The organism is Streptomyces sp. NPDC048278 (genome assembly GCF_040652195.1).
GTDB lineage: Bacteria > Actinomycetota > Actinomycetes > Streptomycetales > Streptomycetaceae > Streptomyces.
Map to the genome: position 1 here is coordinate 13,551 of NZ_JBEZLP010000045.1, position 24,446 is coordinate 37,996.

General features: G+C 72.3%; 17 protein-coding genes. 11 read left to right on the top strand and 6 right to left on the bottom strand.

Annotation, left to right across the window (positions count from 1 at the left end):
- Nucleotides 1-283: 283 nt before the first annotated feature.
- Nucleotides 284-736 carry a metallopeptidase family protein gene (locus AB0D74_RS44375; protein ID WP_362600243.1) on the top strand — a complete coding sequence of 151 codons (453 nt, stop codon included), beginning with the start codon at nt 284-286 and terminating at the stop codon, nt 734-736.
- Between the two features lie 39 nt (nt 737-775).
- Here the strand turns inward: AB0D74_RS44375 and AB0D74_RS44380 are convergent, their stop codons facing one another.
- From AB0D74_RS44380 to AB0D74_RS44390, 3 genes are all read right to left on the bottom strand, one after another.
- Nucleotides 776-2,269, bottom strand: a complete 1,494-nt coding sequence (locus tag AB0D74_RS44380) for a DUF5719 family protein (RefSeq protein WP_362600131.1) — start codon at nt 2,267-2,269, stop codon at nt 776-778.
- Entirely contained in the window at nt 2,266-6,003 is a 3,738-nt protein-coding gene (locus AB0D74_RS44385) for a glycosyltransferase (RefSeq protein WP_362600132.1), read from the bottom strand. Before AB0D74_RS44385 ends, AB0D74_RS44380 begins: the two co-directional genes overlap by 4 nt.
- A 214-nt stretch (nt 6,004-6,217) precedes the next feature.
- Nucleotides 6,218-6,481, bottom strand: a complete 264-nt coding sequence (locus AB0D74_RS44390) for a WhiB family transcriptional regulator (RefSeq protein ID WP_003975777.1) — start codon at nt 6,479-6,481, stop codon at nt 6,218-6,220.
- 629 nt (nt 6,482-7,110) lie between these two features.
- Between AB0D74_RS44390 and AB0D74_RS44395 the strand changes: the two genes are divergently transcribed.
- The 4 genes from AB0D74_RS44395 (at nt 7,111) to AB0D74_RS44410 (ending at nt 11,141) form a co-directional block, all read left to right on the top strand.
- Nucleotides 7,111-7,611: a cysteine dioxygenase family protein gene (locus AB0D74_RS44395; protein WP_362600134.1), complete on the top strand. Its 501-nt coding sequence runs from the start codon at nt 7,111-7,113 to the stop codon at nt 7,609-7,611.
- Nucleotides 7,612-7,657: 46 nt separating this feature from the next.
- Complete coding sequence (cofD, locus tag AB0D74_RS44400; protein ID WP_362600136.1) at nt 7,658-8,617, top strand: 2-phospho-L-lactate transferase; 960 nt, start codon at nt 7,658-7,660, stop codon at nt 8,615-8,617.
- The gene (locus tag AB0D74_RS44405; protein WP_362600138.1) at nt 8,614-10,008 is read left to right on the top strand and encodes a coenzyme F420-0:L-glutamate ligase; all 1,395 of its coding nucleotides are present in this window, start codon (nt 8,614-8,616) and stop codon (nt 10,006-10,008) included. Before cofD ends, AB0D74_RS44405 begins: the two co-directional genes overlap by 4 nt.
- Before the next feature lie 119 nt (nt 10,009-10,127).
- On the top strand, nt 10,128-11,141 hold the full coding sequence (locus AB0D74_RS44410) for a DNA-3-methyladenine glycosylase 2 family protein (protein ID WP_362600140.1): 1,014 nt from the start codon (nt 10,128-10,130) through the stop codon (nt 11,139-11,141).
- 201 nt (nt 11,142-11,342) lie between these two features.
- Here AB0D74_RS44410 and AB0D74_RS44415 read toward each other — a convergent pair whose 3' ends face one another.
- On the bottom strand, nt 11,343-12,425 hold the full coding sequence (locus tag AB0D74_RS44415; protein WP_362600141.1) for an NDP-sugar synthase: 1,083 nt from the start codon (nt 12,423-12,425) through the stop codon (nt 11,343-11,345).
- 161 nt (nt 12,426-12,586) lie between these two features.
- Complete coding sequence (locus AB0D74_RS44420; protein ID WP_362600143.1) at nt 12,587-13,972, bottom strand: N-acetylmuramoyl-L-alanine amidase; 1,386 nt, start codon at nt 13,970-13,972, stop codon at nt 12,587-12,589.
- A 111-nt stretch (nt 13,973-14,083) separates the two neighbouring features.
- On the opposite strand from AB0D74_RS44420, the gene AB0D74_RS44425 reads away from it, so the two are divergent.
- From AB0D74_RS44425 to AB0D74_RS44445, 5 genes are all read left to right on the top strand, one after another.
- Nucleotides 14,084-14,839, top strand: coding sequence for a TIGR03089 family protein (locus AB0D74_RS44425; protein WP_362600145.1), 756 nt, complete (start codon nt 14,084-14,086; stop codon nt 14,837-14,839).
- Nucleotides 14,840-14,969: 130 nt separating this feature from the next.
- Complete coding sequence (locus AB0D74_RS44430) at nt 14,970-16,091, top strand: LCP family protein (protein ID WP_362600147.1); 1,122 nt, start codon at nt 14,970-14,972, stop codon at nt 16,089-16,091.
- Nucleotides 16,092-16,333: 242 nt separating this feature from the next.
- A complete protein-coding gene (locus AB0D74_RS44435) occupies nt 16,334-18,076 on the top strand; it encodes an LCP family protein (protein ID WP_362600149.1) in 1,743 nt (580 codons plus the stop codon).
- Between the two features lie 230 nt (nt 18,077-18,306).
- The gene (locus AB0D74_RS44440) at nt 18,307-19,926 is read left to right on the top strand and encodes an LCP family protein (RefSeq protein WP_362600246.1); all 1,620 of its coding nucleotides are present in this window, start codon (nt 18,307-18,309) and stop codon (nt 19,924-19,926) included.
- 182 nt (nt 19,927-20,108) lie between these two features.
- Complete coding sequence (locus AB0D74_RS44445) at nt 20,109-21,659, top strand: LCP family protein (protein ID WP_362600249.1); 1,551 nt, start codon at nt 20,109-20,111, stop codon at nt 21,657-21,659.
- Nucleotides 21,660-21,677: 18 nt separating this feature from the next.
- On the opposite strand, the gene AB0D74_RS44450 is transcribed toward AB0D74_RS44445, so the two are convergent.
- Entirely contained in the window at nt 21,678-22,715 is a 1,038-nt protein-coding gene (locus AB0D74_RS44450; RefSeq protein WP_362600151.1) for a glycosyltransferase family 2 protein, read from the bottom strand.
- Nucleotides 22,716-22,964: 249 nt separating this feature from the next.
- Here AB0D74_RS44450 and AB0D74_RS44455 point away from each other — a divergent pair, with 249 nt between their 5' ends.
- Nucleotides 22,965-24,362, top strand: coding sequence for an LCP family protein (locus tag AB0D74_RS44455; protein WP_362600153.1), 1,398 nt, complete (start codon nt 22,965-22,967; stop codon nt 24,360-24,362).
- The last annotated feature ends 84 nt before the right edge of the window (nt 24,363-24,446 follow it).

Sequence of the window (24,446 nt, forward strand, 5' to 3'; positions counted from 1 at the left end):
CCCAGGTCACTCCACCGTGTCGTACTGTGAAACACCCCACACACCCCTCCCGACACGCCCTGCTGACCTGCACGGAACGGATCGCCGGGGGTCACGGCCGGTACCGCATCCGGTCACGGGTCGGTACAAACACCGTCAATTGCCTTGAGTTCGCCGGTCTCGTGGGGATACGGAAACGAGCCCAACCTTGGCCGGAATGGTCATCCTGTGACATGCCGCCCGGGTCGGTGCCGGTGCGTGGAGCGGCGCGGCCGGAGCCCGCGAGGACTACGCTTCACCAGTGATGGACAACCGTGTACCGCCCCGTGCCGCCGGCCCCGGGCCTCGTCGACGCGACCGCCACGGCCGGGGCATGCGCGGGCCGATCGCGCCGCCCCAGGTGCCGCTGGCCGCGAGCCGCGCCGACGTGTTCGCGGACCTGGTGCAGGACTCGGTGGAGCGTCTGGAACGGCGCTGGCCGCAGCTCGCCGACATCGATTTCCTGGTGCTCGAAGTCCCGCGGCTGCAGGACCGGCACGGCGAGGACTGGGACGACGAGGCGGTGCCGCTGGGCGGCATCATTCCCGCCCGCGAGGGACGCCGGGCACGGGTGGTCGTCTACCGACGGCCGGTCGAGATCCGCACCAAGGGGCGCGACGAGCGGGCCGCGCTGGTGCACGAGGTCGTCGTGGAGCAGGTCGCCGAGCTGCTCGGCCTCACCCCGGAGACCGTCGATCCCCGGTACGGCGAGGACTGAGCCCCCGCTCCCGGCGACCCCGCGTCTCCCGTCCCGCGCCTACTTCTGCAGCACCGACACGTCCTGGTCCGCCTCCGGCACCGCCACCGTGCCGCGGTCGTCCGGCAGCGTCTGGATCGTGAAGCCCGGGACGCCGTCCTCGGTGGCCGCGAGGGTGCGGGCGCCGTAGACCGGGCCGCCGGAGACCGTCTCCACGGTCAGCGCGTAGGTGCCCTTCAGACCGGACGGCACCGGGGCGTCGACGTTCTGGGTGGTGCCGGACTTGATCGTGAACGTCTTGGACACCGCCGTGCCGCCGCCGCTGCCCGCCGACGCCGTGACCTTGACCTGGGCGGTCGCGGTGGGCGCGGTCAGGGAGAGGGTGGTGCCCTTGCCGCTGTTGTCGGCGGACGTCGCGCGCGTGCCGACGGGCGCGGTCGCCGGGATGTACGCGGTCTCCTGGTTACTGCCCTTGCCGCGGGTGACGCGCAGGGCCGCCACCACCGGGACGGACTGGTCGGTGGGCGTGAGGATCAGCGAGCCCGCCTCGCCGCGCGTGACGTCGCCGAGGTCGGTCGCGGTGGTCATGCCCGACTTCACGTGCAGCGTCTCGTTGCCGGCCGGGGTGATCGTGCCGTCCGGGGAGGCGAGGCGCACCTTCAGGTCCGCGTCGCTGTCGCCGGTGGTGAAGGCGATCAGCCGGACGTCGGTGGCGTCCTTGGGGATGCCGGGCAGCACCAGGCTGCCGGCCGGGTCGGCGGAGGCGGCCAGCCAGTCGCCGCCGGTCTTGTCGTCCAGGGCCTGCACGCTCGCGCCGACCCGGCCGCTGCGCACGCTCACGTGCACGGTCAGGTCGGTCTGCCGCTCGTCGGTGAGCGTGGACAGCAGGACCGGCTCGCTGGCGTGCGGCTGGACCGTGATGCCCTCCCCCACCGTGGACTTGAGCTGGCCGTCCTTGCCGTACAGCTCGATGTCGACCACGGCGGCGCCGTCGTCGGGGTTGGTGAGGTGCACGTAGTCGGTGCGGCTCGCGGCGGTGCTGGCGCCGGGGAACCAGAAGTCGGTGTCGGCCGCCGTGCAGTTGACCCCCTGGAGGCCGCGCCCGGTACCCGCGGCGACCTCGGTGGTCTCCTGGACCGTCCAGCCGGGGGCGTACTTGCCCTCGGCGGTGCCCACGTAGGCGGGGCCGTCGGCGCCGGAGGTGTCCCCGGTGACTGGCGTGCCGGGTGTCTTGGGAGTGAGGACGGGCTTGGCGGCCTTCTTCTTGCCGCCGCTGCCCGTCCCGTCCGCCGACTGCTCGGTGGCGGCCTGGAGTCCGGCCTTGCCGTCGCTCGTGGTGCCCTGGGTGACGGGCGTGAACGACGTGTACGAGGTGTCCGCGATGTCGGACAGGCTGGGCGCCGGGCACAGCAGCGTGGTGCGCTCCACGGGCAGCTGGGCGGCCGTCTCCGCGGTGTGCGCGGGGGTGGCGGCCGGCTGGCTGAGCTCGGCGAACCCGGTGACCGCCGCGAGGGCGGCCGTGCCGGCGAGCAGGGACAGGGTGGTGCGGTTCACTGCTGGCTCCCGTCGTGGTGCTCGCCGCCGTTGCCACGGTGGTGCTGGGCGGCCGGGTCGTAGGCGGGATCGTAGGCCGGGTCGTAGCCCTGCTGGTACGTCGGGTCGTACGCCGCCTGGCCCTGGCCCTGCTGACCGCCGTAGGCGTACGGGTCGTACTGGCCGGTCTGGTAGGGGTCGTAGGTCTGCTGGTCGTAGCCGCCGGTCTGGTACTGGCCGGTGCCTGCGCCGGCGCCGGCGCCCTGGTACGGGTCGGCGTAGCCGGTGTCGTAGCCGTCGGCCTGCGGGTAGGACGCCGGGTCCCACTCGTCGTACGACTGCTGCTGCGGGATCGCGGCCGGGGTCTCCTGCTGCGGAGCCGTCGCCGGGAAGTCGGCGTCGTCCGGGGTCTCCCGGTACTCGTGGGACTCCTGGGACTCGGTGGACTCCGGGAACTCTGGGAACTCCGGGAGCTCCTCCTCGGCCTCCGCCTGGGCGCGCAGGCGGCGGGCGCGGCGGCCCTCGCCCTCGGTGGCCTGGGCGGGGATCGGCTGCTCCTCGGGGAGGTCGTCGTCGACGTCGCGGCGGCGGCCGGGCAGGGCGAGGACGACCAGGACGACGGCGAGCGCGCCCTGGACCCACAGCCAGACGGTGTGGGTGAACGGGGTGTCGTAGGTGACGTCCAGCTTCCCGCCGGAGGAGGGGAGTTCGAAGCCCTGGGCCCAGCCGTCGACGGTGGTGCGGGTGAGCGGCTTGCCGTCCAGGGTGGCCGTCCAGCCGGGGGAGGCCGAGTCGGCCAGGCGCAGGACACGGCCCTCGGCACCGGTCGGGACGGTGGTGTGGATGTCGACCGGGCCGGCGGCCACGGAGGCGGGGGTGCCCGAGCCGTTCGCCGACACGATGGTCGCGCGGGAGACCTGCTGGTCGACGCGCCACAGGGCGCTGCCGTTCTGCTGGCTGAGCCGGGACAGGCCGGGCGTGGCGTCGAGCACGCGCGTGATGTCGCGCGGTGCGCCCTTGTGGACCAGGACGTAGCGCACCGCGAACCCGCCGAGCTGGTCGGTCTGGTCGGCTCCGGAGCCGGCGACCAGGTTGGCGACGACCTTGTCGAGCTGGGCGTTCTCGCCGTCGGCGGCGGCCACCTCCGCGTCGCCCATGCGGGCGCCGGAGCCGCGTACCAGCATGTAGGTCACGCGCGCGGTGCTGTCGCTGTCGAGGACGAGGGTGCGGATCTGGTCGGTGGTGTCGCTGTCCTCGGCGACGAAGGCGGGCACCTGGGTGGGGTCGCGGCGCTCGACCGGGCCGTCGGCGCCCGCGATCATCCAGCCCGCCGCGAGCAGCAGCGGACCCGCCGCGGCGGCGAAGGCGATCAGGGCGGCCACCGGCTGGCGCCAGCCGAAGCTCTGCTCGGCGACCCGGGAGCGTGCCCCGTCGGCGCCGAGCGCGGCGGCGGCGAGGATCGCGATGCCGTAGACCAGGGTCGCGGGGCCGGCCCAGGTGGACTTGTTGGACAGGACCGCGAAGACCAGGCCGATCAGGGCGACCGCCCAGGCGGTGCGGACCGCCGACTGGCGCTCGGAGCGCAGCAGGGCGGCGAGCGCGGCCAGGACGACGCCGATGAGCAGCAGCCCGCCCACGGTGCCGGGGCCGCCGGGGCTGGCGCCGAGCAGGTCCAGGGCGGAGGCGGCCGAGGAGCCGTACTCCAGGCCGGCCTCCTGGAAGAAGCCGGACGGCAGCAGGGTCAGCGACCAGGGGGCGAGGACCAGCAGCGGGGTGCCGAGCTGGACCAGCAGCCGCAGGCCGGAGGCGACCAGGTCGGAGCGGCGCACGGCGAGCACGGCGAGGCCGAGGACCAGAGCGATCGGCCAGACGATCGGCGTGAACGCGGTGGTGATGGTCAGCAGCAGCGCGTACGCCCAGGTGGCGCGCCAACTGCCGCGCGCTCCGGAGGAGTTCGCCAGGCCGCTGGCCGCGATGCCCGCGCGGGCGATCAGCGGCAGCAGGATCGCGAGGACGGCGGTGCCGATACGGCCGCCCGCGAGGGCGCCGGTGGCGGCGGGCAGGAAGGCGTAGGCGATGGCCGCCCAGGCGCGCAGCAGGCGCGAGGTGACCAGCGGGCGGGAGGCGAAGTAGGCGGTGAACCCGGCCAGCGGCACCGAGGCGACCAGCAGCACGGTGACCGCGAGCCCGGTGGAGCCGAAGAGCAGCGAGGCGAACGAGGCGACGATCGCGAGGTACGGCGGCGCGGACGGGGTGCCGCCGGCGCCGACCGCGTGCCAGGCGTCCGTGTAGCGCGACCACAGCTCGCTCGCGGTGCCCGGGGCGGGCAGCAGGGCGCCGCCCGCGAGGGCGCCGGAGCCGAGCAGGGCGCGGCAGGCGGCCAGCGAGATCAGCAGCAGCACCAGGAAGAGCACCGGGCCCGGTTTGCGGGCGATGCGCTTGAGACGGGCGAACTGCTCGATCTCCAGGAAGTCGGCGTCGTCGCCGCCGGGCCCGGACTCGACCGCGCCGCCGTGCCGGCCGGCCGCGGAGATCTCGTCGTCGGCGCCGAAGAGGTTGCCCGCGACCTGTTCGACGGTGGCCCGGACGGTGGCGCCGGGCGGCGGGAACAGGGGGCGCAGCTCGCCCTTGTCGAGCTGGGAGGGGCCCCGCCTGCGCCGCCCGGCGATGATCCGCTCGGGCCGCAGCAGGGTGCCGAGGAGGCCGCGGATCTCGTCGAGGGCCTGTCCGGGGACCTTGCCGACGAGGTAGGCGACGGTGCGCAGCAGGGTGCCGACGACCAGGCGGAACAGGATCCAGGGCAGCACGGCCGTGCGGGCGTTGACCAGCAGGGTGTAGATCGCCCCGGCCTTGTCGACCTTGTGCGGGGAGGTGGCGGTGCGGCCGGCGCAGTCGACGGCGCGGCGCTCGCGGGAGGCGGCCTCGGCGTGCCGTACGACGGCCTCGGGGGCGATCAGGACGCGGTGTCCCGCGTTGTGCGCGCGCCAGCACAGGTCGACGTCGTCGCGCATCAGGGGCAGCCGGCGGTCGAAGCCGCCGAGCTCCTCGAAGACGTCGCGGCGGACCAGCATGCCGGCGGTGGAGACGGAGAGTACGGGCCGCACGTGGTCGTGCTGGCCCTGGTCCTGCTCACGCCGGTCCAGGCCGGTCCAGCGGCGGCCGGAGTTGGCGATGGTGACGCCGACCTCGAGGAGCTGGCGGCGGTCGTACCAGCCGCGCAGCTTGGGGCCGACGACCGCCACGTCGTCGCGGCCCAGCTCCATCTCGTTGTCCACGACCCGGAGCAGCTGGGCCAGGGCGTCGGGTTCCGGGGCGCAGTCGTCGTGCAGCAGCCAGAGCCACTGGACGGGCTCGCCGTGCGGCAGCTCCGGCATGTCGTAGGCGTCGTCGCGCCACTGGCGGGTGACCGGGTCCCAGCCGCTGGGCCGCTTCAGGTACGGCAGGTCGTCCGGGGTGAGGACGGGCGCGGTGCGGCTCGCCTCCTCGACGGCCTGGCCGAAGCCGGTGCGGCGGGCGAGGTGCAGGACGTTGGCGTCGCCGAGGGACGCGGTGAGCTGCTGGGCGGAGTCGTCCGCGCTGCCGGTGTCGGCCGCGACCGCGTACTGGACGGGGCGCTCCTGGCCGAGCAGCCCGGCGAGCGCGTCGGGCAGCCAGCGGGCGCCGTCGTGGGAGACGAGGACCGCGGTCACCACATGACGCGGAAACTCTGGTGTGGCAGCGGCGTCTTGGGCTGCCGTGTGGCTGTGCACGGACATCGAGGTACGGGCCCCGGTTCGATGGACTGCGGTGGACTCCTGCGCCCGCTGGTGGCGGCGAGGCGTCTCGGACGAGCGACCACACTATCGGCTGGGCATGTCGACGGCCCGCCGCCTGTGGATAACCCATGGGCGACGGGCCGTTCGCGCAGCTCAGATGTGGCGTTGTGTGGACGTCCGCTTCGGACGGCAGCCGGACGGCGGCCCTCCCGGGTCAGACGGCGGCCTTCTTGAGACGGCGGCGCTCCCGCTCGGAGAGTCCGCCCCAGATACCGAAGCGCTCGTCGTTGGCGAGGGCGTACTCGAGGCACTCGGAGCGCACCTCGCAGGCGAGGCAGACCTTCTTGGCCTCTCTGGTGGAGCCGCCCTTCTCGGGGAAGAAGGACTCGGGGTCGGTCTGGGCGCACAGCGCGCGCTCCTGCCAGCCGAGTTCCTCGTCCGCGTCGTCGACCAGCAGTTGCTGCACCAGCTCGGTCATGTGCGCCCCTCGTCTGTCTTTCACGTCCCCGTGCGTGGCCGTTACCGATTTCGGCTGAACGACACGAGTGAAATTACAAGTGTGCTGCTCCGGGCGAGTCAAGCCGAGATCTGCTATTGGGCCCGTTATTCACTCTGCGGAACCAAGGCCGTGCGGAAAGTGTTCAAATCGGCATAAACCTTGACACGCAGACGAGGCCCGGTCCGGGCCCTCCGACCCATACAGAGCTTGTACGGAGAAGGACGCCCAGATGTTCGATCGCGTTCCGAAGCGGCTCGCGAGCCCGGTTGTGCGCCATGTGTCCCGGGTGCCGACTGAACAAACCTTTCGGCAGCGAGGTGAACCGGATGAGGTGAACCGTGTCCCACATACCGGGCGTCGAGTTGACACCGGAGGTGTGAACCGATGTCCTTGTGGGCATGCTCGCGAACTTGGCACTCACCTCGACCCGCACCGCCGGGTCCCACGGTGCTGCCCGCGCTCGCTGTAGCTGTTGCTGTTCCAGCTGTTGAGCCGTGGTCGAAGCCGAATCCGACTGCTCCCGCTCCAGCTGAAGACCGAGTCCCCGGACTCGGTCTTCGCATTCCGTTCCCCGCTGACCTTCTTCACTGAGGAACCAACGCACCCCCATGAACAGCGACAACGACCTCCAGATCGCCGGCGACCTCCTTGAGGTCACGCACCTGCTGCAGCCCCCGCGCGAGCACCCGGTCACCGTGGCCGAGTTCGTCGGCCTGGCCCGCGCGATCGCCGCCGACCGCACGCAGTGGGAGCACCTCGTCGAGTACGACGCGACGAGCCGCTGGTACCACCGGCTGCGCACCGGCCCCGGCTACGAGGTGTGGCTGCTGTCCTGGGTGCCCGGGCAGGGCAGCGGACTGCACGACCACGGCCGCTCCTCCGGCGTGCTGACCGTCCTGGAGGGCACGCTCACCGAACGCACCGGGCGCGGCACGCGCGCGTTGGGCGCCGGTGCACAACGGGTGTTCGCGCCGGGGTACGCGCACGACGTCGTGAACGACGCCCTGGAGCCGGCGGTGAGCCTGCACGTCTACTACCCGGGCCTGACCGAGATGCCCATGCACACGGCGGCCACCGCGGCGTGCGAGGCCCGTCCCGTGACTGCGTGACGCGACTGCGTGACGCGTTGTCGGACCCGCCTGCAAGACTTGGCGCATGCGCATTGTGGTTCTGGCAGGCGGTATCGGCGGTGCCCGGTTCCTGCGCGGTCTGAAGCAGGCCGTGCCGGACGCCGACGTGACCGTCATCGGCAACACCGGGGACGACATCCACCTCTTCGGGCTGAAGGTCTGCCCGGACCTCGACACGGTGATGTACACACTCGGCGGCGGCATCGACGAGGAGCAGGGCTGGGGGCGCGCCGAGGAGACCTTCCGCCTCAAGGAGGAGCTCGCCGCCTACGGGGTGGGGCCGGACTGGTTCGGGCTCGGCGACCGGGACTTCGCGACGCACATCGTGCGCACGCAGATGCTGGGCGCCGGATATCCGCTGAGCGCGGTCACCGAGGCGCTGTGCGACCGGTGGAAGCCGGGCGTGAAGCTCATCCCCATGACCGACGACCGGGTCGAGACCCACGTGGCCGTCCAGGTCGACGGCGAGCGCAAGGCCGTGCACTTCCAGGAGTACTGGGTACGGCTGCGGGCGGGCGTCCCCGCCGAGGCGGTCGTCCCGGTCGGCGCCGAGCAGTCCAAGCCGGCGCCCGGCGTCCTGGAGGCGATCGCCGCCGCGGACGTGATCCTCTTCCCGCCGTCCAACCCGGTGGTCTCCGTCGGCACGATCCTCGCGGTGCCCGGCATCCGGGAGGCCATCGCGAACGCCGGGGTGCCGGTGGTGGGCCTCTCCCCCATCGTCGGGGACGCGCCCGTGCGCGGGATGGCCGACAAGGTGCTCGCGGCGGTGGGCGTGGAGTCGACGGCCGCGGCGGTCGCCGAGCACTACGGCTCCGGGCTGCTGGACGGCTGGCTCGTCGACTCCGTGGACGCGGGCAGCGTCGCGCGCGTGGAGGAGGCCGGCATCCGCTGCCGGGCCGTACCGCTGATGATGACCGACCTGGATGCCGCCGCACAGATGGCCCGGGAGGCGCTGGCGCTGGCCGAGGAGGTGCGCGGGGCATGACCGACGCGATCGACACGCCCGGCGCGGGCGACACGACCGGCACCACCGATACGACCGGCACCACCGGCACCACCGGCACGGCCGACGCGGTGCCCGCGTACCGGGTGTGGGCGCTGCCCGGGATCCCCGAGGTCCAGCAGGGCGACGACCTGGCGAAGCTGATCGCCGCGGCCGAGCCGGGGCTGGCCGACGGTGACGTGGTGATCGTCACCTCCAAGATCGTCTCCAAGGCCGAAGGGCGGATCGTCGAGGCGACCGACCGGGAGGCGGCGATCGACGCCGAGACCGTGCGGGTGGTGGCCCGGCGCGGGACCCTGCGGATCGTGGAGAACCGGCAGGGCCTGGTCATGGCCGCGGCCGGCGTCGACGCGTCCAACACCCCCGCCGGGACCGTCCTGTTGCTGCCCGAGGATCCCGACGCCTCGGCCCGTGCCGTCCGCGCGGGCCTGCGCGACACGCTGGGCGTCAACGTGGGCGTCGTCGTCACGGACACCTTCGGGCGACCCTGGCGCTCGGGGCTCACGGACGTCACCATCGGCGCCGCCGGCGTGGAGGTGCTGGACGATCTGCGCGGGGGCGTGGACGCGTACGGCAACCCGCTGGTCGCGACGGTCGTCGCCACCGCCGACGAACTGGCCGCCGCCGGCGATCTGGTGAAGGGCAAGGCGACGGGGATGCCGGTCGCCGTGGTGCGGGGCCTCGCCCATGTCGTGGCCGACGCCGGCGACGACGGGGACGGCGCGCGGGCGCTGGTCCGGGACGCGGGCAGCGACATGTTCCGGCTCGGGACGTCCGAGGCGGTCCGGGAGGCGGTGACGCTGCGGCGGACGGTGCGGGCGTTCACCGACGACCCCGTCGACCCCGGGGCGGTACGGCGGGCGGTCGCCGCGGCCGTGACCGCGCCGGCGCCGCATCACACGACGCCGTGGCGGTTCGTGCTGCTGGAGTCGGCCGAGGCGCGTGTCCGGCTGCTGGACGCGATGCGGGACGCGTGGATCGCCGACCTGCGGAAGGACGGCAAGTCGGAGGAGTCGATCGCGAAGCGGGTACGGCGGGGCGACGTGCTGCGGAACGCGCCGTACCTGGTCGTGCCCTGCCTCGTGATGGACGGGGCGCACACGTACGGGGACGCGCGGCGGGACGCGGCCGAGCGGGAGATGTTCGTGGTCGCGGCGGGGGCCGCGGTGCAGAACCTTCTGGTCGCGCTGGCCGGGGAGCGGCTGGGGTCGGCGTGGGTCTCGTCGACGATGTTCTGCCGGGACGTGGTGCGGGGTGCGCTGGCCCTTCCTGGCGGGTGGGAGCCGATGGGGGCGGTGGCGGTGGGGAAGGCGGCGGAGGCTCCGCGGGAGAGGGCCGAGAGGGAGGTCGGGGACTTTATCGAGGTGCGGTGAGTTTTTGCCGCCTTCTGCAGGGGGTCCACCGGTCCGTCGGCGAGTGCATGTCGTGGGGGCTGGTGGCGCAGTTCCCCGCGCCCCTAAAAGACGGGCGCCTGAGGCCTAGGATTCTTTGAGTGGCTGGTCGGTTTGCTCCTAAGCCCACGCGTACGACGGTGCGGGGTGGGCAGGTCGTCGTGCCTGCCGGTGGGGTTCCGAGGCAGGCTGTCGCGGCCGGGCGGGTTCGGCTGTGGAAGCCGGACGGGGCCCTTGATCTGGGGCTGGTGCTGGGGCCGCTGCGGCGGGGGCCCGGGGATCCGACCTTTCGGGCCACCCGGGACGGGTCCGTGTGGCGGGCCAGCCTGACGCCCGCCGGGCCCGGGACGCTGCGGGTCGCCGTGTACGGCGGTGAGGTGCGCGGGGAGGCCTGGGGGCCGGGGGCCGGGTGGCTGCTGGAGCAGTTGCCGGAGATGCTCGGTTCCGCCGATGACCCGTCCCTGTTCGTGCCCCGGCACCGGGTCGTGGCTGCGGCCCGGCATCGGCGGCCGGGGCTGCGGCTGACGCGGACCGGGCTGGTGCTGGAGTCGTTGATCCCGTCGGTCCTGGAGCAGAAGGTCACCACCGACGAGGCGTACCGGGCCTGGCGGTTGCTGGTGCGCAGGTTCGGGGAGCGGGCGCCGGGTCCGGCGGGGGTGGGTGAGCGGCCGATGTGGGTGATGCCGGCGCCGCGTACCTGGGCGCTGATTCCTTCCTGGGAGTGGCACAAGGCCGGGGTCGACGACAAGCGGGCCTCGACGATCCTGCGGGCGGTGCGGGTCGCCGCGCGGCTGGAGCAGGCCGTGGGGATGGCGGCGGAGGCGGCACAGGCGCGGCTGGAGGTCGTGCCGGGGGTGGGGCCGTGGACGTCGGCGGAGACCGTGCAGCGCAGTCATGGGGCGGCGGACGCGGTGACGGTCGGGGACCTGCACCTGCCGGGGATCATCGGGTTCGCGCTGGCCGGGGACCGGCATGCGGACGACGAGGCGATGCTGCGGTTGCTGGAGCCGTATGCGGGGCAGCGGCATCGGGCGGCTCGGTTGATTCTGCTGAGTGGGCAGACGCCGGCGCGGCGGGCGCCGCGGATGCCGCGGGGCGACATCGGCCGGTTGTGAATCGTGCGGGTGGGCTGGGGCCGGGGGTGGGGACGCTCACCGGCGCTGGCCGGGTGCCGCTGCGCCCACCCGTGCCGCCCTGCGGCACGCCTGCCCGCAGCTGGGAAGTAGAGGCGGCGGGCGAGGCGCCCCGTGAGGGGCGCGGGGGACTGCGCGAGCAGCCCCCGCGCGCTCGCGGGCGAACGACCTCCCGCACCACCTCTACTGGTCGGAAGAGAACCGCACCGCGCCCGCCGGGATCATCGCGTCGCACCACACTCGCGCGCCGTCGCGGAGTTCGTTGTCGGCGCCGATGACCGCGCCGTCGCCGATGACCGTGCCGGTGAGGACCGAGCGTTCGCCGACGCGGGCGCGGTTGCCGATGAGGGAGTCGGTGATGACGGCGCCGGGTTCGATCACGGCGCCCGGGAGGATCGTCGAACCGAAGACCCGCGCGCCCTCCGCCACGAACGCGCCCTCGCCCACCACCGTGCCGCCCGTCAGCTTCGCGTCCGCCGCGACCCGGGCGGTGGGGAGGACGAGGCGGTCGCCGCAGCGGCCGGGGACCGCGGGGGACGGGGCACGGCCGAGGACGAGGTCCGCCGAGCCGCGGACGAAGGCCGCGGGCGTGCCGAGGTCGAGCCAGTACGTGGAGTCGACCATGCCCTGGAGGTGGGCACCGGCCGCCAGGAGTTCGGGGAAGGTCTCGCGCTCCACCGACACCGGGCGGCCCGCCGGGATCGTGTCGATGACCGAGCGGCGGAAGACGTACGCCCCCGCGTTGATCTGGTCGGTGACGATCTCCTCGGGTGTCTGCGGCTTCTCCAGGAAGGCGAGGACGCGGCCCGTGGCGTCGGTGGGGACGAGGCCGTACGCGCGGGGGTCGGTCACCTGGGTCAGGTGGAGGGAGATGTCCGCCGAGGTCGACTCGTGCGTGGCCACCAGGGCGCGGATGTCCAGTCCGGTCAGGATGTCGCCGTTGAAGATCAGGACCGGGTCGTCGGGGCCGGAGTGCAGCCGGGCGGCCACGTTGCGGATCGCGCCGCCGGTGCCGAGGGGCACGTCCTCGGTGACGTACTCGATGTGCAGGCCGAGTGCCGCGCCGTCGCCGAAGTACGGTTCGAAGACGTCCGCCAGGTAGCTCGTCGCGAGGACGATGTGCTCCACGCCCGCCGCCCTGGCTCTGGCCAGCTGGTGCGTCAGGAACGGCACGCCGGCCGCCGGGACCATCGGCTTGGGCGTGTGGACCGTGAGCGGGCGCAGCCGGGTGCCTTTGCCGCCGACCAGGAGGATCGCTTCTGTCACCTGTCGTCTCTGCTTCCTGCCGGGACCGGCCGAACTCTGTGTCGGCCGGCCAGTGTATGCAGACCGTGCGACGGCGCCCTCGACGGCCGCGCGGTGCCACGCGGCATGGGTGTGCGGTTTCCCCCGACTGCCCCCGACGGCGTCGACCGCCGGCCCCGTACTCAGCGTCCCTGAAGGTGCGCGGAGCTGGTCCGGGCCGAGCCGAGCTTGGCGTAGAGCTTGGCGCCTGGGCATTCGGTGGCGTACCCGTCCCTGTGACCGGAGATCACGTTCAGTCGTACGTTCTTCCCCTTTGGGTAGAGATTGCCACCCCCGGACTTCAGATATGTCTTTCCCTTGGGATTGGCGCCGAAGAGTCCGAGTTTCCACGCGGTGAGCTTGGCGAGGGCGGTCAGGGCCGCGGCGGGCGGCTTGTGCGAGGCGAAGGTGCCGATCACCGCGATGCCCATGCTGTTGTTGTTGAAGCCGAGGGTGTGGGCGCCCCTGACGGCCTTCGCCGCTCCCCCGGCGCGGCCCTCGTAGATGGTTCCGCACTTGTCGACGAGGAAGTTGTAGCCGATGTCCCGCCAGCCCATGCTCACGACGTGGTAGCGGTAGATACTGCGGATGACGGACGGGGCGTCGGAGCAGCGGTAACCGTTGCCGGAGACGGTGTGATGGACGAAGGCCGCCTTGATCTTCCCGGTGTAGACGAACCCCTTCTCGCGCAGCGACTCGTCGGCGCCCCAGCCGCGGCGGGTGACGATCCGCGGGCGCGGTCCGATGTACGGCTTCGCGAGCGGGGTGGTGCCGCCGTTCAGCTCGCGGAGTTCGCGTTCGGTGTCCGCGCGGCTCAGTGCGGGGATCTCGGTGGCGGCGAAGGACACGAGGTCGGCGTTGACCGCGGACGCCGTGTCGGCCTCGGTGTCGGTGCGGGGGCGTTCTGCGGCCGGGCCCTCGGACGGGGCCTCGTCGCCGGGGTCGACGAGTTCGAGGCGGAGGCCGGCCGGGAGCAGGTCGCGTCCGACGCCGGGGCCGGGGCCGGCCTCGGCGCGCACGCGTACGTCGACCCCGTCCGAGGCGCCGACCCACAGGGGCGCGGTGGCGCCGTGCACCCGGCCGGAGGTGGCCTCCGCGGAGTCCGGGTCGGCGCCGTGGTCGGCGTTGTGCGGGTCGATGTCCTGCCAGTCCGACCAGTTGCCGGTGGCGGCGGACCGGGTGCGTACCTGGACCCGGCCGAGCAGTTCGGTTCCGGGGTTGTCCCAGATGACGCCGACGAGCGAGAAGTCCCGTACGCCGCTGCGGTACACGCCCTGTTCGGGGGCGTGGCCGAGGACGCGCTCGCGGGTGCGGGGGATGAGGGGCAGCGACCGGGTGCTGCCGGAGAGGGCGGTCGTGGCGGGGCGGGCGGCCGTGGCGGGGCGGGCGGTGGTCGTCGTGGCCCGGTCCGCGGGTGCGGCGGCCGCGGACGGCACGTTCAGCACGAGCGGCGGGAGGGTGAGGGCCGCCGCGCAGGTGACGCCGATCGAGGAAGTCAGGAGTCCACGCATGCCCCTGATCTTGAACATAGTCAGACAGACGTGCCCATCGAGGAATTGACGGTCCGTCGGAATCCGCTACGCCGAACCGGTGGCCCCGCCGGCCGGTGCGGGCGCCGGGCGCGGCGTACGCTTGCGCGGGTGAACGCCACCGATCGCACCCCTGCCGACCTGCTGCGTTCCGCGCTCGCCGCGGATCCCGGACGCCCCCTGGTGACCTTCTACGACGACGCGACGGGCGAGCGCGTCGAATTGTCCGTGGCCACCTTCGCCAATTGGGTGGCGAAGACGGCGAATCTGTTGCAGACCGATCTCGCGGCGGGGCCGGGTGACCGGGTCGCGCTGCTGCTGCCGGCGCACTGGCAGACGGCGGTGTGGTTGCTGGCCTGTTCGTCGGTGGGCGCGGTCGCCGACGTGGCCGGGGAGCCGGCGGCGGCCGACGTGGTCGTCAGCGGGCCGGACTCGCTGGAGGCGGCGCGGGCGTGCCGGGGGGAGCGGGTCGCGCTCGCGCTCCGGCCGCTGGGTGGGCGGTTCCCGCGGGTGCCGGAGGGGTTCGTCGACTATGCCGTCGAGGTGCCGAGTCAGGGGGACCGGTTCGTGCCGTTCTCTCCGGTGGACCCGGAGGAGCCCGCGCTGATCGTCGCGGGGGCGGAGATGAGTGGCGCCGAGGTCGTGGAGCGGGCGCTCGGGGATGCGGCGGGGCTGGGTCTGACCGGGCCGGGGGCGCGGTTGCTGTCGGGGCTGGGGTACGACACGTGGGAGGGGCTGAGCGCGGGGTTGTACGCGCCGCTGGGGGTCGGGGGGTCGGTGGTGCTGTGCCGGCATCTGGGGGAGCTGGGGGAGGAAGGGATCGCGAAGCGGATCGAGAGCGAGCGGGTTACAGCTTCCGCTCGCTGAGGTCGTGTCTCGGCTGCGGCCGAGTGGGGGCCGTTCGCGCAGTTCCCCGCGCCCCCAAGAAGGTGGGGCCGGTCACCCGCGTGGACCAGTTACCGCCGCCTGTGCCCGTTACCCCGGGCACTGTTGAGGGGTGACCGACGTCGTAGGGGCATCCGCCACCGGGTACGGGCTTGCCCGGAGGCGGCGGCGGTGTTGGGTGCGGGGGGCGGCGCTCGGGGTCGGGGTGGTTGTCGGCGGAGCCGTCGGCGGGGGCTGGGCGCTGTACGCCAAGCTCAGTCACAACATCACCGCCGACGAGGCGGCCGAGGCCGAGCTCGCCCGGTACGAGCGGGAGCGGCCCACCGCGCTGGTGCGGGGCGCGCAGAACATCCTCCTCATCGGGTCGGACAGCCGCGCCGGGGACGGCAACCGCCGCTACGGCAAGGACTCGGGCACCGAACGCTCCGACACCACCATCCTGCTGCACCTCGCCCGCGACCGGCGCAGTGCCACCGCCGTCTCGCTGCCCCGGGACCTGATGGTGCACGTGCCCGACTGCCTGCGCGGCGACGGGCGGCGCAGCGAGCCTTCGTTCACGCTGTTCAACTCGGCGTTCGAGGTGGGGGGTTCGGCCTGCACCGTGCGTACCGTGGAGAAGCTCACGGACATCCGCGTCGACCACTACGTCGTCGTCGACTTCAACGGGTTCAAGGACATGGTCGACGCGATCGACGGGGTGCAGGTGTGCCTGAAGAAGCCGATCGACGACAAGGCGGCGAAGCTGCGGCTGCCCGCCGGCCGGGTCACCCTCGACGGGGAGCAGGCGCTGGGGTACGTGCGGGTGCGCAAGTCGCTCGGGGACGGCAGCGACACCGGCCGGATGGACCGCCAGCAGCAGTTCCTGGGGGCGCTCGTCAACAAGGTGCAGAGCAGTGACGTACTGCTGAACCCGGCGAAGCTCTACCCGCTGCTGGACGCGGCGACCTCCGCGCTCACCACCGATCCGGAGCTGGCCAGTCTGCGGGGTCTCTACCAGCTGGTCCGCGGGCTGCGGGACGTCCCCACCGACCAGGTGCAGTTCCTCACCGTGCCGCGGGAGCCGTACGTGTACGACTCCAACCGGGACCAGTTGGAGGCGGGCCGGGCGGACGCGCTCTTCGCGCTGCTGCGGGGCGACCGCCCGGTGAAGGTCGCCAAGAAGAACACCTCCGCCGAGGACTCCTCGGCGTCCGCGTTTCGCGGTAAAACCGCCGCCGAGGACAGTTGCGAGTAAAGCACGCGCCAAGGCGGCGAACTTCCGCGCCGTTCGTTGTCAGTTAAATGAGGCGGATTGCCCGGTTGTAGGGACGACGAATTTGTCACTGGCGTCACTCGACGCTGAACTGGGCGGATAGTGTGAGCGCTCCGGTGCACCCGGCCGCGAGGTCCGTCCTGGGGTCGCGCACCGCGAAACGTGACCGAGCGTCTTGGTGGGGGGAAGGCGCCGCGTGGCCCCGACGGAGGATTCGGACAACCGTGGACGCGCAAGGCCGTGGGCGGGCGGACAACATCGATCCCGCAGACCAGTGGGTACTCAATCCGAACACCGGTGAATACGAACTGCGACTGACACCTTCCGCACCGCAGTCGGCGCAGGCGGCGCAGTCACCGCAGTCGGCGGTCCCCGGACCGCGCAGACCGGCCGCGCCGGACACCGGCCCGGGCGGTACGCGGGACGCGGCGAGCCCGGAGATCCCGGGGCAGCGCAGGCGGCGTGCCGAGCCCGAGCCGGCTGCCGGGCGGCGTTCGCGGCGGCAGCCGGTGAAGAAGAAGTCGAAGGCCAAGAAGGTCCTGTTGTGGACCGGCGGGACGATGGCCTTCGTGCTGGTCGCCGCCTCGGCCGCCGGCTACCTCTACATCAAGCACCTCAACGACAACATCACGTCCGTCTCCGACGACGGCGCGAGCACCGGTGGCTTCAGCAAGGACAAGGCCATCAACCTGCTGATCATCGGCACCGACAAGCGGACCGGCTCGGGCAACGAGGGCTACGGCGACGCCGGCAGCGTCGGGCACGCCGACACCACGATCCTGCTGCACATCGCCAAGGACCGCTCGAACGCCACCGCGTTGAGCATCCCGCGTGACCTGATCGTCGACGTGCCCGACTGCCAGACCGAGCAGTCGGACGGCAGCGAAAAGGTCATCGCGGGCACCGAGAACGTCCGGTTCAACACCAGCCTCGGCCAGGACGGCCGTACCGCCAGCTGCACCGTGCGCACGGTGACCGAGCTGACCGGGATCCAGGCCGACAACTTCATGGTGGCCGACTTCAACGCGGTCAAGACGCTGACCGACGCCGTCGGCGGGGTCGAGGTGTGTCTCGCCAAGGACATCGACGACTCGGACTCGCACCTGAAGCTGTCCAAGGGCACCCACAACATCTCCGGCGAGACCGCGCTGGCGTTCGTGCGCACCCGGCACTCGGTCGGCTTCGGCGGCGACCTGAGCCGGATCCAGCTCCAGCAGCAGTTCCTGAGCGCGCTGATGCGCAAGCTCAGCTCCAACTCGACGCTCACCAGCCCGACCAAGCTGCTGAAGCTGGCGGAGGTCGGCACCAAGGCACTCACCGTCGACTCCCAGCTGGACAGCATCGGCAAGCTGAAGGACCTCGGTCTGGAGCTCGGCAAGCTCAACCCGAAGAACCTGACCTTCACCACCATCCCGGTGCTGGACAACCCGGCGGAGAAGGTGAAGGCGACCGTCGTGCTCAACGACACGAAGGCGCCCGCCGTCTTCCAGGCGATCAAGGACGACGTCTCCTTCACCGCCGTCAAGAAGAAGCAGGCGCAGGCCAGCAAGGACGCGGCAGCCGCCCGCCTGGAGGGCAGCAAGTCCACGGCGGCCGAGGTGCGGGTGCGGATCCTCAACGGCGGGGCCCAGGCAGGCAGCGCCCAGGAGACCCTCAACTGGCTCCAGAACGAGGAGGGCGTCCTCAAGTCGGAGAACGCCGGCAACGCGGATGCCGAACTCAGCAAGACCACCTTGGAGTACGCACCCGACCAGGCCGATCAGGCACGTGAACTGGCGAGCCTCATGGGGCTGTCCGGCTCCGCGATGAAGCCCGGCAAGAGCGTGGTCAACTCCCAGGGCCTGCCCGCGATCACCCTGACGCTGGGCAAGGACTTCCAGGGGGCGGGTGTCTCCCTCACCACTCCGACAAAGGCGCCGGACGTGGACAGCAAGACCACGGCGGACAAGGTGACCTGCGCCAAGTAGGGCGGCGCGACGAAGAGTTACCCCGTACGACCGCCAAGTAACAGCGAATAAGTAGGTAACCCTATGGGTCCGTCACGCGTCTAACCGGGCGCGGGGCGGACCCGTGTGGTCCGTGTGGCGTCCGACGGGGGGCGTGGCGGCGGGCCTGTGCGCGCAGGGCGCAGGGTGGGGAGGGCAGGGCGTTGACGCAGAGCGATGTGCGGGGGGAGGTGCCTGCGGTCGAGGACACGATGTCCCTCGCGCCGAAGGCACGCAAGGCAGCACGGGCACCGAAGGCACCTGACGCGCCGGGCGGCACCGGCGACGGGCCCCGCAAGGGCGGCCCGAACGGCGGCCCGGGAAGACGGGGCCGGCGCGTACTGCGCTGGTCGGCGACCGTGCTGTCGGTGGTGATCCTCGGTACGGCGGGCGCCGGTTACCTCTACTACCAGCACCTGAACGGCAACATCCAGAAGGGCCGACGGGACATCGGCGACGCCAAGGCGCACAGAACCGCGGCCAACGCGGCCGGCCAGACGCCGCTGAACATCCTGCTGATCGGCTCGGACAGCCGTAACTCCGACGAGAACGTGAAGCTCGGCGGCGCGAAGTACGACCGGGGCAGCCCGCCGCTCGGCGACGTGCAGATGCTGATCCACCTGTCGGCGGACCGCAAGAGCGCGGCGATGGTGAGCATCCCCCGGGACACCCGCGTCGACATCCCCAAGTGCACGGACCCGAAGACCGGCAAGGTGTACCCGGCGACCAACACCATCATCAACGAGTCGCTGGCCCGCGGCGGCGCCGGCTGCACGCTGGCCACCTGGGAGAACCTCACCGGGGTCTACATCGACCACTGGATCACGATCGACTTCTCGGGCGTGGTGAACATGGCGGACGCCATCGGCGGCGTCGACGTCTGTGTGAAGCAGAACGTGTGGGACCGGCCGACGGCCGCGGTGCCCGGCGGCTCCGGGCTGAAGATGACGGCCGGCACGCACAAGGTGGAGGGCGAGCAGGCCCTGCAGTGGCTGCGCACCCGGCACGCCTGGGGCAGTGACCCGCTGCGGGCCAAGGCCCAGCACATGTACCTCAACTCGATGATCCGGACGCTGAAGGGGCAGAACGTCTTCACCGACACCGGCAGGCTGATGGACCTGGCCGAGGCGGCCACCAAGTCGCTGACGGTCTCCGAGGAGATCGGCACCCCGAAGAAGCTCTACGACCTGGGCATGCAGCTCAAGTCGGTGCCGACGGACCGGATCACCTCGCTCACGATGCCCAACGTCCAGGACCCGCAGAACAGGGACCACCTGGTGCCGGACGGTGCCAACGCCGACAAGATGTGGCAGATGCTCCGCGACGACGTGGCGTTCGACAAGAACGGCGGCGCCGAGGAGAGCAGGAAGAAGACCACGGCGAGCACCGAGCCCAGCAAGGAGCCGTCCGTCTCCGCGGGCGGCCTCGGCGTACTGGTGCGCAACGCCACCGGTACCGCCACCGAGGCCGCGGTCCCCGGCCGGGCCCGGACGCTCTCCCAGGCGCTGGCCGCCAAGGGCTACACCAGGGCGGCGGCGGACACCTCGGGGGCCGCCGCGTCGGTGGAGAAGACGGTCGTCCAGTACCCGAGCGCGGATCTGCAGGGCGACGCCCAGGCGGTCGCCAAGGCGCTGGGCATCCCGACGAGCCAGGTGCAGCAGACCACCGATGTGTCGGGTGTCACGCTCGTCGTCGGCGCCGACTGGCGGGACGGGACGGCGTACCCGAAGCAGTCCGCGCCGAAGGCCGGTGACCTGCCGGAGAACGCCGACGCGATCAACGGCTCGGACACCAAGCAGTGCATGGACGTGTACGCGCCCTATCGCTGGTAGCGCGGGTGCACAGGTCCGCACAGGTAGCCACAGGTAACTCCTAATCCGCTGCATGACACTGCCGCCGTGCCCAGTGCCCGGGAGTTCCGGGCGCGGTGGCAGGTGCGAGCGGGAGGGCGGGCAAGGTGGTGCGCAGCAGTGTGCGGGGGGAGGTGTCCGACGTGGTGTCGGTCGAGGACACCATGTCTCTCACCCCCCAGGAGGGTGGCGGCCGGCAGGACAGACGCGGGGCGGACGGTGACCGCAGACGCCGCAGACGCCGGATCGTGCGCTGGTCGGCCGCGGTCCTGACGCTGGCCGTGGCCGGCACCGCCACCGCCGGATACCTGTACTACGAGCACCTCAACGGCAACATCAAGAAGGAGTCCCTGAACATCGGGGACTCCAAGGACCGCGCCACGAAGACCAAGGCGAACGCGGCCGGTCAGACCGCCCTGAACATCCTGCTGATCGGCTCGGACGCCCGGGACACCGCCGAGAACCAGAAGCTGGGCGGCGCCAGGGACATCGGCACCGCCGCCCGCGCCGACGTCCAGATGCTGCTGCATGTGTCGGCCGACCGCACCAACATGTCGGTGGTGTCGATGCCCCGCGACACGCTGGTGTCCGTCCCGAAGTGCACCGACGCCAAGACCGGCAAGGTGTACGCGGCGACCGACGACACGATGACCAACGCCTCGCTGGAGCGCGGCGGGCCCGGCTGCACGGTGGCCACCTGGGAGAAGCTCACCGACATCCACATCGACCACTTCATGATGGTCGACTTCTCGGGCGTGGTGTCCATGGCGGACGCGATCGGCGGGGTGCCGGTGTGCGTGGACGCCAACATCTACTCGCACACCTCCACCGGCCACGGCTCCGGCCTGAAGCTGAAGAAGGGCACCACCTCGGTCAAGGGCAAGCAGGCCCTGCAGTGGCTGCGCACCCGCTACGGCTTCGAGGACGGCAGCGACATAGCCCGGACCAAGGCCCAGCACATGTACATGAACTCGATGGTCCGCCAGCTGCGTTCCAACGCCACCCTCAGCAACCCCGACAAGCTCCTGGGGCTCGCCGAGACGGCCACCAAGGCGCTCACGGTCGACACCGGCCTCGGCTCGGTCACCAAGCTCTACGACCTGAGCAAGGAGCTGAAGAAGGTCCCGACGAACCGCATCACCATGACGACGATGCCGTTCGTGTACTCCTCCGACGGCAACCGCGTCCTGCCCAAGCCCACCGACGCGGCCAAGCTGTGGCGGCTGGTCCGCGAGGACGTCGCACTGGACGGCAAGGACAAGAAGAAGACGACGACGGCCACGACGAAGGTCACCGACAAGGCGGCGGCCGACGACAAGATCGCCGTACAGGTGCAGAACGGCACGAAGAGCAGCTCCGAGTCCGCGGTCACCGGCCGGGCCGCCGCCGTCACCGGACTGCTCGTCGGCAAGGGCTTCACGAAGGCGGCGGCCGACACCTCGGCACTGCTGAGCGAGGACGAGACGCTGGTGCGCTACCCGAGCGCGGACCTGGCCGGCGACGCCCAGCGGGTCGCGAAGGCCCTGGGCATCCCCACCGGCCAGGTGAAGAAGTCCGCCGACGTCGACGGCGTCACGGTGGTCGTCGGCGCCGACTGGCGCTCGGGCACCGAATACACCGCCGACGACGATGACACCACCCCGGCGTCGGCGAACGCCCTCAACGCCTCGGACACCAAGGCGTGCATGCACGTCGACCCTGACTACACCTGGTGACGCCCCGGGGGCCGGTGCTCAGCTCGTGGAGGACGGGCTGAGCACCGCGGGCCGGCGGGACGCGATGACCCGCTTCGCCAGCGACCGGGGGCTGGTCAGGAAGCCGTACCCCCACGACATGTGCATGGTGGCGAGGGCGACCGGGATCTGCAGCCGCGCCTTGAGCGGCAGCCCCCTGCCGGCCGGGAGGGACCCGGCGACGATCGCGGCGAGATACCCGCCGGGGATCACGAAGCCGAAGGGTGTCACCAGGGCCCCGACCACGATCCCGGCGGCTATCGCGCACAGCGCCGTCGGCGGGGCGAGGTAGCGCAGGTTGATGGAGCCCTCGTGGTAGCGGGCGACGACGTGCCGCCAACGGCCGTAGTCCTTGTACTGCTTGGCGAGCGCCTTCACGCTCGGCCGCGGCCGGTACGACACCTTCAGCTCCGGCGAGAACCAGATCAGGCCGCCGGCCTCGCGGATCCGGAAGTTCAGCTCCCAGTCCTGGGCGCGGATGAACTCCTCGTTGTAGCCGCCCTGTTGCTCCAGCGCCTCGCGCCGGAAGACGCCCAGGTAGACCGTGTCGGCGGGGCCGGCCTCGCCGCCGGTGTGGAACGCGGCGTTGCCGACGCCGACCTTCGAGGTCATGGCCGCCGCGACCGCGTGCTCCCAGTCGTTCTCGCCCTCGGCGTGCATGATGCCGCCGACGTTCATCGCGCCGGTCTCCGTCAGGAGCCGTACCGCGGTGGCGATGTAGTTCGGCGAGAGCATGCCGTGGCCGTCGACGCGGACCACGATCGGGTGTCTGGAGGCCTTGATCGCGGCGTTCAGCGCGGCCGGGGTGCGTCCGGTCGGGTTCGGGACGGTGTGCACGCGGGGGTCCTCGGCCACGAGCTCGGCGGCGATCTCGTCCGTGCGGTCCTTGGACGGACCGAGGGCGATGACGACCTCCAGCTCGCCGGCGTACTCCTGCGCGAGGATCGCTTGGACGGCCCCGCGCAGGTGCCGCTCCTCGTCGAGGACGGGCATGATCACAGAAACTGCGGGGTGCCGCACGTCGGGCTTGGCGTTCATAGGGGGCTCACGTTACCGCGAACGGGGGACACCGGTGCGCGCCGCATCGGCGGTGCCGCGGGCTGAAGGTCGTATCGGCCTACCGTGCTCACGGATCCCACGTACGGCCTCGTCCGGAGGTGTCCTTTGTCCGCCAGCCCGCCCCGGTCCCCCGCCCGGCCCGCCCCGCCGCAGCGCCGACCGCAGCCCACCCGTCAGGCCCCGCGGCCGCCGGTACGACCCAGCAGGCCCCGGCGGCCGCGCTGGGCCATGCGGGCGGTGACCACACTCTCGGTGGTGGTGCTGGCGTCGGCCGGGATCGGGCACTCGGTGATGGCGGGCCTGGACGCGGACATCGCCCGGGTCGACCCGTTCAAGGACATGAAGAACCGTCCCGCCGCCGGCCACGGCATGAACGTGCTGCTGGTCGGCACCGACGGCCGCGACAAGATCACCGAGCGGGAGCGGCGGAAGTTCCGGCTGGGCGGGGCGCCCTGCCACTGCACCGACACGATCATGATCGTGCACATCTCGGCGGACCGGGAGCGGGCGACGGTGGTCAGCCTGCCCCGCGACTCGTACGCCGAGGTCCCGGCGCACGTGGACGAGACGACGCACCGCCCGTACCCGGCCCACCCCATCAAGCTGAACGCGGCCTACGCGGAGGGCGGCCCGCAGCTGACCGTCCGCACGGTCGAGGACATGACCCACCTGAAGATCGACCACTACCTGGAGGTCGACTTCATCACGTTCATGCGGACCGTCGACGTGCTCGGCGGGGTCCAGGTCTGTACGGCCGTGCCGATGAAGGACTCCTACACCGGCCTGAACCTCTCCCCCGGCACGCACACCCTGGGCGGCGGCCAGGCCCTGCAGTACGTCCGCGCCCGGCACGTCGACGCGGCCAGCGACCTGGGCCGGATGAAGCGGCAGCAGCGGTTCCTGGCGGCGCTGATCGAGCGGGCGACGTCGAGCGGGGTGCTGCTCAACCCGATCCGGTTCCGGGACGTGACCCGGGCGGTGCTGGGGTCGGTACGGGCCGACACGGGCTTCGGCACCGACGAGCTGCTGGACCTCGGCCGGGCGATGCGCAACTTCTCCCCGTCCTCGTCCGAGTTCACGACCGTCCCCATCGGGCAGCTGGCCTACCCCGTGAAGGGCATCGGCTCGACGCTGAAGTGGGACCCGGCAGGGGCGGACCGGCTGTTCCGGTCGCTGCGCGACGACCAGCCGCTCACGCCGCCCGCGCCCGCGCGTCCGCCCGCGGCCTCGCCGAAGCCGCAGGGGCCGCCGCCGGCGACGGTGGAGGTGGCGCCGGCCACGATCCGGGTCCAGGTGGAGAACGGCACGGCCACGGCGGGGGTGGCCCGGCGGATGGACGCGGCGCTGGCGGCGACGGGCTTCGCGACGAACCACCGGCCGGTGACCGCGGCGCACCGCGACGTGAAGCGGACGGTGGTCTCCTTCGACCCGCGGTGGGACCGCTCGGCCCGGTCCCTGGCGGCGGCCCTGCCGGGCAGCGAGCTGCGGGCCGTGCCGGGGCTGGGTCCTGTGCTGCGGGTGACGGTGGGCACGGACTTCAAGGGCGCGGTACGGCAGGTGCGGGTGGACGAGCCGGCGCCGCAGGGGGAGACCGCCGTCATCAAGGGCGACGAGAAGGTCTGCTGAGGGTCGTTCGCCGGCCGCGGGCCGGTGGGGGCTTGTCGCGCAGTTCCCCGCGCCCCTGAAGGGGCGCACTGCAGCGCCCTTCTT